This is a genomic window from Kitasatospora sp. NPDC058063 (assembly GCF_042885395.1).
Lineage (GTDB): Bacteria > Actinomycetota > Actinomycetes > Streptomycetales > Streptomycetaceae > Kitasatospora > Kitasatospora lactacystinica.
In genome coordinates this window covers 67,000-78,201 of record NZ_JBHVSD010000034.1, presented here as the reverse complement: position 1 = coordinate 78,201, position 11,202 = coordinate 67,000, and the positions used below count along the sequence as shown (strand labels likewise).

The window sequence follows — 11,202 nt, the reverse complement described above, 5'->3', positions numbered from 1 at the left end:
GCCCGGGACCGGTCCCGGGCGCGCCGTCCTGCTCCTCGCCGGAGCTGCCGCGGAGGTTCCTAGGGCTTCGGCGGAGCCGGGGCACCCGCGCCCCGGCCGGCCTTGACGCCGTTCACCATCGCCTGGTGGACCGCCCGCGCGGTGCTCTCGTCGCCCGCCGGCACCGGACTGCCGGCGACCGTGTACCAGTCCAGCGCGCCGGTGTACTGGACGGTCAGCCTCGCCTCGCCGTCCACCCAGGTGGTGTGCACGGTGAGGTCGCCGGAGATGGGGCCGACCTCGGTGGTGGTCACCCCACCGGGGCCGCTGATGATCGATTGGGTGGTCCAGGTCGCCCACGACGTGCGCGGGTCCGCGGACGGCCGGGCCTGGCGGTTGCCTTGGTCGTGTTCGGTCATGCGCCTATCCTCCCCCGCGGGTGGCCCGCCGCCGGAGCAGCGACACCCGCGGTCGCGGCGACCGCCCGGTCCCACCGGGCGGTCGAGTCGGTACGGCGGACGATTCAGTCGGGTTGGCCGGGTTCGTCCAGCATGGGGGCGCCCTCCGCCCTGGAGGTGTCCTGCGCGTGCAGGTTCTGCATCGAGGGGATGCCCTCCTCGGGGTCCGCGGCGCGGACGTCCTCGTCGTCCTCGGTGCTCACCTTGGACCGGTCGCTCATGTCGGTCATCGCGGGCTCCGTCTCCTCGGCCGGTCCCGGCGCGCGGGGTCGCGGGCGCGGCAGGACCGGAGGTGTCTCTTCGCCCCTCCAGCCTGCCTCCGCCCCGGCGCCGGGGCCAGCCGGGTGACCCGGCGAGCCTCCGCGGAGCTCACCGGGACCTGCCCGGACCTCACCCGCCCGACCTCACCCGGTCGTCACCAGGTGACGGGCAGTGACCGCATGCCGTAGATGAACGAGTCGGGGCGGAACGCCAGCTCGTCGCGGGGGACGGTCAGCCGCAGCCCGGGCAGCCGCCGGAACAGCGTGGCCAGCGCGATCTGCAGCTCGGCGCGGGCGAGCGGCTGGCCGAGGCACTGGTGCACGCCGAAGCCGAAGGCCAGGTGCCGCCGGGCGTCCCGGTCCAGGTCCAGCTCGTCGACCGGCAGCCGGTCGGCGCCGCCGAACACCTCCTCGTCCCGGTTGGCGGTGGAGAGCATCGCGATCACGCCCTCCCCGGCGCGGACCGTGGTGCCGCCCAGTTCCACGTCCTCCAGCGCCACCCGGGCCACCCCGGTGTGGACGATGGTGAGGTGGCGCAGCAGCTCCTCCACCGCGCCGGGCAGGGCGGCCGGGTCGGCCAGCCTGGCGATCTGCTCGGGCCGGTCCAGCAGCAGGGCGGTGGAGAGCGAGATCATGTTCGCGGTCGTCTCGTGCCCGGCGACCAGCAGCAGGATGCCGGTGCTGGCGACCTCGCGCGGGGTGAGGTCGTCCCGGGCGGCGAGCCGGCTGATGATGTCGTCCCGCGGCTCCGTCCGCTTGCGGGCGGTCAGTTCCTCCAGGTAGTCCAGCATCTCGTCCCGGGCCGCCAGGCGCCGCTCGATCGTGCTGGCGTTGCTGAGCAGCGTTTGGCTGATGCCCTGGAAGAACTCGTGCTCCTCGTACGGGACTCCGAGCAGCAGGCAGATCACCAGGGAGGGGACGGGCAGTGCGAAGTCGGCGACCAGGTCGGCCTCGGTGCGGCCCCCGGTCATGGTGTCCAGCGCCTCGTCCACGATCCGCTGGATGTCCGGGCGCATCGCCTGGACCCGTTTGACCAGGAAGTCCCCGGTGACCATGCGGCGCAGCCGGGCGTGCTCGGGGTCGTCGAGGTTCAGGAAGCTCGGGGTCTTGGAGATCTGCTCCCGGTCGCCGGTGATCAGCAGCGGGAAGGACGGGTGGCGGATGTCGGCGCTGAACCGGCGGTCGGACAGGACGGTGCGGACCTCGGCGTAGCCGGTGGCCAGCCAGCAGGGCTCGCCGCCGGGCAGGTCGGCCCGGGTCAGCGGTGCGGCGGCGGCGGCCTCGGTGTACGCGGGCGGCGGGCCGAACGGGCAGCCGGCGGAGTGCTGGGCCGGAAGTGGGACGGCGGGGACGATGGGCGTGCTCGTCAAGGCGGGGTCTCCTTGCGTCGCGATGGTTCTCCGGTGGGGGTGGTGTGGTGATCGGACGTCCGTCAGGGGGCCGGCGCGGTGTCCGGGACGGCCCGGCCTCGGCCTACTCGGCCGGTGCGGACCCGTCCTCGACCACGGTGATCGCGCCGCCCGGGCAGAGCTGGGCGGCCAGTCTGAGATCGTCGAACTGGTCCGGCCGGAAAGAGGTCTGACGGAGTATCACCAGGCTGTCGTGGTCGTCCTGGTCGAAGACCTCGGGAACGTTCGTGACGCACATCCCGGAGCTGCAGCAGCGGTCCCGGTCGACATTCACCCGCATGGTCGGGCACCTCTCGCCAGTGCGCCGCCGGCTGCCCGGCGGCCGCCTCTCGTTGTCATTGCCAACCTAACCGGCGCTGCTCCGTCCACGGAGGGCGCGGTGGCGGGATCACCGAGAATGGCCGATTCGGCTCCCGTCGGAGCCTCCGGGCGGTGAACCAGGTTTGAATTGACGCCGTGGTGACAGTTGCGCGTCCCGCAGTCACCGTCCTCCCCCGAGCCGGCCCGGAGCCTCCCCGGATCCGGCCCGGCTCACAGCCCCTCGGCGGCGGCGATCTCCCGTACGGTCGCGACGGTGTCGGCCTCGTCGGTGCTCTTGTCCGGCCGGTAGCGCACCACCCGGGCGAACCGCAGGGTGAGACCGGCCGGATAGCGGGAGCTGCGCTGCACCCCGTCGAAGGCGATCTCGACGACCAGTTCCGGTCGGACCCGCACCGTCCAGGCGTCCCGCCCGGTCTCCCGGGCCAGCAGTTCGGCGGTCTGCCGGGCGAGCGTCTCGTCGGTCAGGCCCTTGAAGGTCTTGCCGAGCATCACCCACGGGCCCAGCCCCGGTTCGCCCGCCGCCCGGGCGCCCAGGTGCAGATTGCTGAGGAAGCCGCGCCGCCGCCCGCTGCCCCACTCGGCGGCCAGCACCACCAGGTCCAGGGTGTGCCGGGGCTTGACCTTGATCCAGCCCGCGCCGCGCCGCCCGGCCGCGTACGGGGCCGCCGGATCCTTCACCAGCACGCCCTCGTGGCCGAGCGCCAGCGTCTCCCGGAAGAAGGCCAGCGCCCGGTCGCGGTCCCCGGTCTCGACGCGGGCCGGCCGCAGGCCGTCCGGCACCGCCTCGGCCAGCGCCGCCCAGCGCTCCCGGCCGGGACGGTCCACCAGGTCCTCGCCGTCCCGGTGCAGCAGGTCGAAGAAGTAGGCGTCGAGCGGGACTTCGGCACGCAGCCGGTCCGGCTCCCGTCGGGAGGCGGTGCGTGCGGCGGTCTCCTGGAACGGGCGCGGCCGGCCGTCCGGGCCGAGCGCGATCGCCTCACCGTCCAGCACCGCCGAGCGCAGCGGCAGCGCCAGCGCGGCCTCGGCCACCTCGGGGACGCGGGCGGTGATGTCCTCCAGGCCGCGGGTGAACACCGCGACCTCCCCGCCCTCCCGGTGCACCTGCACCCGGACGCCGTCCAGCTTCCACTCCACCGCGGCCGGGCCGGTGCGCTCCAGCGCGGTGGCCACGTCCGGCGCCGAGGCGGCCAGCATCGGCCGCACCGCCCGTCCCACCTCCAGCCGGAACGCCGCGAGCGCCGGCTGCCCACCGGTCAGCGCCGCCTGCGCCACCGCGCGGGCCGACCCCCGGAACATCAACGCCCGCCGCACCGCCGCCGCCGGCACCCCGGCCGCCCGCGCCACGGCGTCCCCCACCACCGCGTCCAGCGCCCCCTGCCGCAGGTCCCCGACCAGCACCGCCCGCAGGAACCCCTGCTCCACGGCGGTCGCCCGAGCGAACAGCCCGTGCAACAAGCGCCGCCGCTCCGCCTGGGCCCCCGTCCCGTGCACCCCCGCGATCAGCTCCAGCTCCCGCTCCACCTCCCGGACCCCGAGCGAGGCCTCCGCCGCCGGCTCCGGCAGCCCCCGCAGCGCCGCGGGCCCGATCCCGGTCCGCAGCCGCTGCGACTCCCCGGACAGCAGGGCGACCGCCGCCGCCCCCTCCACCGGCCCCAGGCCCCGCAGACAACCGGCCAACAACTCCGTCTTCGCCCGCCGTCCGGCCTCCGCCGCCACCTCCCGCGACACCGACGCCAGCCGCAGCAACCCCGCCACAGCACCACCTCCACCCCCCTCAGCATCCGCCCCGGCCGCCGGCCCCGCACCACGGCCGGCGTCCCGCGCCGCCCGCTACCTCCACTTCCCGGGCAAGGAGGAGCCGTTCCGGGCGGGGGTCACGACCGCCGCCCCTCCCGCGCGGCACTGAGCGCCCGTCGCCGCAAGGCGCCGCGATGGCGCGGGGGGCGGGTGCTCTTGGCCGGGCCGGTGATCGGCGACGGGGCGACGGGGCGTCATGCTGGGGGCCCGCACCACCTTCCGAGTGATGGAGACCGAGATGAGCGACACCCCCACGACCCGCTGGAGCGTCGGCGTGCCCGAGGCCGGTGACTTCGAGGCCTGGCGCGAACTGTTCCGTGGGTACGGCGAGTTCTACCGGGTCCCGGTTCCGGAGGAGAAGGCCGAGCTGGTCTGGTCCTGGCTGATGGACCCGGGGCACGAGGTGGCGGGGCTCCTGGTGCGGGACGGCGGCGGTAGGCCGGTCGGCCTCGCGCACTACCGGCCGTTCGCGCGACCTCTGCACGGGGCCGTCGGCTGCTTCCTGGACGATCTGTTCGTGGCGCCCGAGGTCCGGGGCGGCGGCGCGGTGGACGCGCTGTTGGGCCGGCTGCGGGAAATCGCGGCGGAACGCGGCTGGAACACCGTCCGCTGGATCACCTCCGAGGACAATTACCGGGCCCGCGGAAAATACGACAAGGTCGCCGTCCGGACCAGGTTCCTCACCTACGACATGGCCCCGGAGGCACCGGTCGGCTGAGGCCGCGGCCCGACCGCCGGACATTCGTTCGGAGTTTCTGTTATCGGCGCCCGGCCGGGAGGTCTCCCATGTGTCGACACCCGACCAGTCGACCCGGAACAGAAAGCGTGGCCACGTGAACAGCGACGACAGGACGACCATCCTCCCGGCGAGCGGAGGCGGCGCCGGCAGCGACAGCGGGAGTGGAACCGGCGGCCGCTCCGGCGGCCGGGCGGCACGGCGGGCTGCCGAGCGGCACACCGGGCGCGGCCGGCGGGCGCGTCGGCGCGGCGGGATCGTGCCGGTCACCGCGGTCGTCGCGGCCGTGGCCGGCACCGGGCTGTTCGCCGCGCTGGCTGGCGCGGGCTACGCGGCGTACGGCGGCAAGCAGACCGACCGGGACACGGCGGGCCGGTCGCTCTCCGCCGACATGCTGATCTCCGCGGAGCTGGGCACGCGCGAGGGCATCCAGGTGCCCGGCGCCGGCGGGACGAACCCGGACGTCCTTCCCCCGGCCGCCCCCACCCCCACCGCCACCGACCCGGCGGCCGTTCCGAGCACCTCGCTCACGCCGACCACGACCGCTCCGGCCCCCCCGGCGGCCGCGGCCACCCCCGCCCCGAACGCCGCGCCCACCCTCACGGCCTCCGCGCCCAAGGAGGCCTCGAACGCCGCCCGGGCCGCCACGGGCGGCTTCCCGTTCCCGCCCAAGCGGCCCACCGCGGCCCCGCCGGCGGGCGGCGGCGCGGCTCCGTCGTACGCCCAGCAGGTCGTGGACCTGGTCAACGTCGAGCGCGGCAAGGCCGGCTGCGGGCCGGTCAGCGCCGAGCCCCGGCTGGCGAGCGCAGCTCAGGCGCACAGCGACGACATGGCCAACCGCAACTACTTCGACCACGCCAGCCCCGAGGGGTACCACGCCGACCACCGGATCGAGGCGGCCGGCTACAGCTGGAGCACCTGGGGCGAGAACATCGCCCGCGGCCAGAAGGACCCGGCCGACGTGATGAAGTCCTGGATGAACAGCCCCGGCCACCGGGCCAACATCCTCAACTGCTCGTTCAAGCAGCTCGGTGTGGGCGTGCGGACCGGCGCCAACGGTCCGTGGTGGACCCAGGTGTTCGCGTCCCCGGAGTGAACCGGCCTGGCCCGGCCTGGCCTGGCCCGGTCCGGGCTCCGGCTCGGGCCGAGTAGTCCGGACCGATTTTCCGATTCCGTGCACATTGTTGTTATCTGATCACTCCACACGGGTCTCCGAGGAGGCAGCGGCGGACGGATACACGGCAAGACGGAGTGCGGACCATGAACGCTGATGTGCAGAACAGGACCGGGACCACCCTGGTGCTAGCGGCGCAGGCAGGTGACCGGCAGGCCCAGGAGGCGCTGGTCGCCGCCTGGCTGCCGCTCGTCTACAACGTGGCCGGCCGCGCCCTCGGCGGCCACGCCGACGTGGACGACGTCGCGCAGGAGACCATGATCCGCGCCCTGGACGGCCTGGACGGGCTCCGCGACCCCGAGTCCTTCCGGTCCTGGCTGGTCGCCATCACCATGAACCAGGTGCGCCGCCGGCACGCCGCCGGCCAGCAGCAGCCGACCGTCGGCGGGCTGGACGAGACCTGGGAGGTCGCCGACCCCCGGGCCGACTTCACGGACCTCACCATCCTGCGCCTCGGCCTGTCCGGCCAGCGCCGCGAGGTGGCCGAGGCCACCCGCTGGCTGGACCCGGACGACCGGGAACTGCTCGCCCTCTGGTGGCTGGAGGCCGCCGGCGAACTGACCCGGGCCGAACTCGCCGACGCCCTCGACCTGAGCCCGCAGCACACCGCCGTGCGCGTACAGCGGATGAAGAAGCAGCTCGAAGCCGGCCGCATCGTCGTCCGCGCGCTCTGCGCCTACCCCCGCTGCCCCGGACTGACCGAGCTCACCGCGGGCTTCGACGGCACCCCGAACTCGGTCTGGCGCAAGCGCATAGCCCGCCACATCCGCGACTGCGCCGACTGCGACGGCCTCGGCCGGGACCTCTTCCCGGCGGAGGGACTGCTGGCCGGCCTCGCCCTGGTGCCGATCCCGCTCGACTGGCCCGTGCTGCTGCACTTCCAGCACACCGCGGCCGCCGTCGTCTCCTCGGCGGCCGCCACCGGAACGGGAGCCTCCACCGGAGCGGGGGCCGGGGCTCACGCCGGCGCCGGGGCGCATGCGGGAGGGCACGGCGGCTGGGCCGGCACCGCGGCCCGCAAGGCCGTCCTGGCGAGCGGGGCGGCCGCGGCGGTCGCGGTGACCACCCTGGCCCTGGTCTGGCCGCAGGCCGAACCCCCGCAGCCGACGGCGCCCGAGCCCACCGCTCCGGCCGCGGCACCGGACACCCCGACGGCCGCCGCCGCACCCGTCGCCCCCGAGCCGACCCCGCTGCCCGCGGAGAGCCCGACGGCGACGGCGACGCCCGCACCGACGCCCACCGCGACCCGCACCGCCGCCGCGACACCGCCGCCCAACCCGGAACGCCAGCTGGTGGACCTGGTCAACGCCGAACGCGCCAGGGCCGGTTGCGCCCCGCTGCGGATCGACCCCCGGCTGCACGGCACGGCCCAGAAGCACGCGGACGACATGGCCACCCGCGGCTTCTTCGACCACGTCAACCCGGAGGGCGTCCGCACCGAGGCCCGGATCACCGCCGCCGGCTACCGCTGGTCCCAGTGGGGCGAGAACCTCGACCGGGGCCCGACCACCCCGGCCGCCGTCTTCGCCCGCTGGATGGACGGCGGAATCCACCAGTCCAACATGCTCGACTGCGGATTCAAGGACATCGGCGTCGGCTTCGCCACCAGCTCCGCCGGCACCCCCTACTGGACCCAGGACCTCGGAGCCCCGATGTCCTGAATCGTGACCGTGACCGTGACCGGGGCGGTGGGCTCCGGCGCCGGACTACGCGGGCGTGGCCGCCACCAGGCCGTTCGCCGACCCGGTCACATAGCCGGTGGCGTCCCCGAGGACGCCGCCCGCGTCACCGACCTGCCCGGGCACCACGTCCGGAGCGCTGCTCAGCGGCCCGGGCAGTCCCTCCTGCCCGCCCACGGCACTGGCGTGCGCACTCGGCGCGGTGAGGGAGGCCACGACACCAACGGCGAGCGAGGCAACGGCGAGCATGCTGCGCTTCTTCATGGCCGGTCCAACGACGCTGCGCCGGAAGGGTTACGGCCCGGACCTGCCGCGGGCCCGCGGCAGGGGTGTCCGGAAGCGTTGGACGGCCCGCGAACCGACCGGGACTCTGCCGGGCGGCGGGCGGGCCGTGGGAACCACCATGGCCCCACCTGCCCCTGCCGGTCAGGGGCGCGTACGGTGCGACCGGACGCACGGCGGCGCGCCGGGCGTGCACCAGCAGCCCCAGCCGCGCCGTCAGAGCGTTCCGGAGCCCCGCGCCACCCCGGGCCCGCCCGCCCCTGCGGCCCCACGCTCCCAGGCCGAGGGCCCGGGAACCGCCACCCCCGCAGCGCCCGGCGCGGCCGGAACCGCCACCCCCGCAGCGCCCGGCGCGGCCGGAACCGCCGGCACCGCCCCCGCCGGGCCGGCCGGGCCCACCACCCAGTCCGGATGCCCCGGCATCGGCGGCGTCCGCAGCCCGTACAGCCAGTCGTGGAGGAAGCCGCGCAGGTCCTGCCCGGACACCGCGGAGGCCGTCCGCACGTAGTCCTCGGTGGTCGCGTTCCCGTACCGGTGGGCGCCCAGGAAGGTGCGCTCGATCCGGTCGAAGGCCTCCGCCCCGACCTTCTCCCGCAGCGCGAACAGCACCAGCGCGCCGCCGGTGTACCGCTGGCTGTCGAAGAGGTCGGCGGCGGTGGGGGAGGCGACCGGCCCGGAGTCGTGCCGCCACTGGTCGCCCAGCCCGTAGACGTGGCGCATCCGGTCGACCAGCGTGGTGTGGCCCCAGGCGTCCGGCCACCCGCGCTCGTAGCGGTACATCAGCCCGTAGAAGTCGGCGTGGCCCTCGTTGAGCCAGAGGTCGGACCACCGGGCGGGGGAGACGCTGTTGCCGAACCAGGAGTGGACCAGCTCGTGCATCATGTGCGAGCCGATCGCCGGCTCTGCCTGCCGCAGGAAGTCCGGCTTGTACAGGGTGAGCGTCTGGGTCTCCAGACCGGTGAAGGCGAACGCGGCCGGGTCGTCCGAGTCGACCGGCAGGATCCCGTACACCTCGAACGGGAACCGCCCCAGGTGGGCTTCCGCCCACACGAGCTGACCGGCGGTGAGGGCGAGCGCGGGCTCCAGCTCGGCGGCGCGGGCGGTCGGCACGACGTCGCGCAGGGGCAGGCCGTGCGGGCCGGTGCGCTCACGCACGGTGTAGTCGCCGACCGAGACCTGGACCAGTTCGGTGGCCATCGGCTCACGGGAGACGTACCGGCGGGTGGTGCGGCCGTCGCCCAGCCGCTCGGTGGCCGTCAACTCGCCGTTGGCCACGCCGAGGAGAGCGTCCGGGGCGGTCACCGCGATGGTGAACCGGGCCTTGTCGCCCGGGTGGTCGTTGCACGGGAAGACGGTGTGCGCGCTGTTGGGCTGGCCGGCCACCGCGAAGCCGTCCGGGGTGGGGACCCAGCCGGTGTGCGGCAGCGCGGCACGGGGATCGGCGCTGTACTCGACGGTGAGCCGGGTGACGGCGCCCGGCAGGAACGGCCCGGCCGGGGTGACCGTCAGCTTCTCGTCGTGGGCCGCGAAGTCCGCCGGCCGTCCGTCGACCCGGACGCCGCGCACGGTCAGCCCGAGCGCGTCCAGCTCCAGCCGGGCGAGGGCGCGGTCCGGCCGTACGGTGATCACGGCCGTGCCGTCCACCGTCCTGGTCCCGGCCCGGTACTCGAAGGCCAGGTCGTACCCGAGCGCCCGGTACCCGGTGTTCCCGAGCGAGGGGAAGACCGGATCGCCCGGCCCGTCGGCGGCGCCGGCCGTCGGCACGCTCGCGGAGAGCAGGACCGCGCTGAGCACGAGCGAGGGGAGCAGACCGGCGCGGGGCCTGAACAAGGGTGATCACCGCACTTCACGAGACTTCACGAGCGGGAGCGGGGGCGAGGGCGGGATCCGCCGGAACGGGGAGCCCGGCCACGGACGGATGCTAGTGGACTGCCGCAGGGGCCCGGGCGCGATCGGTGCGCTTCGACGACACACCGTGGTCCCCCGGACGGCCCAGGGTGATGGCGCGGCCGCCGCACGCGGTCTACCGTGAGGAGTGCATCGTCCCCTGACGGACGATCCACGGCCGTCGGAAAACCTGGCCAGGTCCGGCGGCCGTACTCTCTTGCCCCGGCACCGCGTGCCCGGCCGCACCCCGTAGGCTGGCGGCTCTGACGACGCCCGCGTACCGGATGCCAGGAGCCGCCGTGACCAGCCCAGCTTCACCCGTTCTGGTGATCGGCGAGTGCGTGGCCGACATCGTCCGATCGGGTGCGGAGCCGGACCGGGTGCACCCCGGCGGCAGCCCCGCGAACGTCGCCTACGGCCTGGCCCGGCTGGGCCGCCCGGCCGTGCTGCTCACCGAACTGGGGCCGGACGCCAACGGCCGGCTGATCCGGCGGCACCTGGAGTCGGCGGGTGTGCGGGTGCGGGCGGCCGAGGTCGCCCGGACGCCCTCGGCGGTGGTGGAGCTGGACGGGCAGGGGCGGGCCCGCTACACCTTCGACATCCGCTGGACGCTCCCGCCGACCGACCTCGCCGAGCCGCCCGCCGCGATCCACCTCGGCTCGATCGCCGCGGTCACCGAGCCCGGCGCGGGCTCGGTGCTGGCGCTGGTCGAGCGCTGGCGCGGGCGGGCGCGGATCAGCTACGACCCGAACGTGCGCCCGGCGCTGATGGGCGACCGGGCCGAGTCCGTCCGCCGGGTCGAGCGCTGGGTGGCGCTGAGCGACCTGGTCAAGGCCAGCGACGAGGACCTCGCCTGGCTCTACCCGGGCGAGCGGCCCGAGGCGGTCGCCGAGCGCTGGCTGGCCCTCGGCCCGGCCGTGGTCGCGGTCACCCTCGGGGCCGAGGGCGCGTTCGCCCGCACCGCCGAGGGCGGACACGCCGAGGCCGCGGCCCTCCCGGTGCCGGTCGCCGACACCGTGGGTGCCGGCGACTCCTTCATGGCCGCCTTCCTGCACGCCCGCACGGCCGGCGCCGACCTCGCGGTCTGCCTCACCCACGGGGTGACGGCGGCCGCGCTGACCGTCGCCCGCCCGGGCGCCAACCCGCCCTCGGCGGCCGAACTCGCGGCCGCCCTGATGGACGGGCCGCCGTCCCACGCCCCGGCGAGTGCCGGCTAGCCG

At 75.5% G+C, this 11,202-nt stretch carries 11 protein-coding genes; 4 read left to right on the top strand and 7 right to left on the bottom strand.

Annotated features, from left to right (window positions below; genetic code table 11):
• Window positions 1-59: 59 nt before the first annotated feature.
• From ACFVUY_RS38650 to ACFVUY_RS38630, 5 genes are all read right to left on the bottom strand, one after another.
• Entirely contained in the window at window positions 60-398 is a 339-nt protein-coding gene (locus ACFVUY_RS38650; protein WP_387695893.1) for a hypothetical protein, read from the bottom strand.
• A gap of 104 nt (window positions 399-502) precedes the next feature.
• Window positions 503-667 (bottom strand): hypothetical protein, encoded by a 165-nt coding sequence (locus ACFVUY_RS38645; protein WP_359908824.1) that lies wholly within the window; start codon window positions 665-667, stop codon window positions 503-505.
• Between the two features lie 185 nt (window positions 668-852).
• Window positions 853-2,067: a cytochrome P450 gene (locus ACFVUY_RS38640; protein ID WP_387736772.1), complete on the bottom strand. Its 1,215-nt coding sequence runs from the start codon at window positions 2,065-2,067 to the stop codon at window positions 853-855.
• A gap of 103 nt (window positions 2,068-2,170) precedes the next feature.
• Window positions 2,171-2,386, bottom strand: coding sequence for a ferredoxin (locus tag ACFVUY_RS38635; RefSeq protein ID WP_387695891.1), 216 nt, complete (start codon window positions 2,384-2,386; stop codon window positions 2,171-2,173).
• 251 nt (window positions 2,387-2,637) lie between these two features.
• Window positions 2,638-4,182: an ATP-dependent DNA ligase gene (locus ACFVUY_RS38630; protein WP_387736771.1), complete on the bottom strand. Its 1,545-nt coding sequence runs from the start codon at window positions 4,180-4,182 to the stop codon at window positions 2,638-2,640.
• Between the two features lie 280 nt (window positions 4,183-4,462).
• Between ACFVUY_RS38630 and ACFVUY_RS38625 the strand changes: the two genes are divergently transcribed.
• From ACFVUY_RS38625 to ACFVUY_RS38615, 3 genes are all read left to right on the top strand, one after another.
• The gene (locus tag ACFVUY_RS38625; RefSeq protein WP_387736770.1) at window positions 4,463-4,942 is read left to right on the top strand and encodes a GNAT family N-acetyltransferase; all 480 of its coding nucleotides are present in this window, start codon (window positions 4,463-4,465) and stop codon (window positions 4,940-4,942) included.
• Between the two features lie 115 nt (window positions 4,943-5,057).
• Entirely contained in the window at window positions 5,058-6,056 is a 999-nt protein-coding gene (locus tag ACFVUY_RS38620; RefSeq protein WP_387736769.1) for a CAP domain-containing protein, read from the top strand.
• Window positions 6,057-6,220: 164 nt separating this feature from the next.
• On the top strand, window positions 6,221-7,795 hold the full coding sequence (locus ACFVUY_RS38615) for a sigma-70 family RNA polymerase sigma factor (protein WP_387736768.1): 1,575 nt from the start codon (window positions 6,221-6,223) through the stop codon (window positions 7,793-7,795).
• Window positions 7,796-7,840: 45 nt separating this feature from the next.
• Here ACFVUY_RS38615 and ACFVUY_RS38610 read toward each other — a convergent pair whose 3' ends face one another.
• Window positions 7,841-8,077, bottom strand: a complete 237-nt coding sequence (locus ACFVUY_RS38610; RefSeq protein ID WP_359908806.1) for a hypothetical protein — start codon at window positions 8,075-8,077, stop codon at window positions 7,841-7,843.
• A 234-nt stretch (window positions 8,078-8,311) separates the two neighbouring features.
• Window positions 8,312-9,925, bottom strand: coding sequence for a M1 family metallopeptidase (locus tag ACFVUY_RS38605; RefSeq protein WP_387736767.1), 1,614 nt, complete (start codon window positions 9,923-9,925; stop codon window positions 8,312-8,314).
• Between the two features lie 356 nt (window positions 9,926-10,281).
• Here ACFVUY_RS38605 and ACFVUY_RS38600 point away from each other — a divergent pair, with 356 nt between their 5' ends.
• A complete protein-coding gene (locus tag ACFVUY_RS38600; RefSeq protein ID WP_387736766.1) occupies window positions 10,282-11,199 on the top strand; it encodes a carbohydrate kinase in 918 nt (305 codons plus the stop codon).
• Window positions 11,200-11,202 lie beyond the last annotated feature (3 nt).

Bases quoted from the DNA above. Each gene is read 5' to 3' on its own strand.
- ACFVUY_RS38650 (WP_387695893.1), bottom strand. From the start codon at position 398: ATGACCGAACACGACCAAGGCAACCGCCAGGCCCGGCCGTCCGCGGAC.
- ACFVUY_RS38645 (WP_359908824.1), bottom strand. From the start codon at position 667: ATGACCGACATGAGCGACCGGTCCAAGGTGAGCACCGAGGACGACGAG.
- ACFVUY_RS38635 (WP_387695891.1), bottom strand. From the start codon at position 2,386: ATGCGGGTGAATGTCGACCGGGACCGCTGCTGCAGCTCCGGGATGTGC.
- ACFVUY_RS38625 (WP_387736770.1), top strand. From the start codon at position 4,463: ATGAGCGACACCCCCACGACCCGCTGGAGCGTCGGCGTGCCCGAGGCC.
- ACFVUY_RS38615 (WP_387736768.1), top strand. From the start codon at position 6,221: ATGAACGCTGATGTGCAGAACAGGACCGGGACCACCCTGGTGCTAGCG.
- ACFVUY_RS38610 (WP_359908806.1), bottom strand. From the start codon at position 8,077: ATGAAGAAGCGCAGCATGCTCGCCGTTGCCTCGCTCGCCGTTGGTGTC.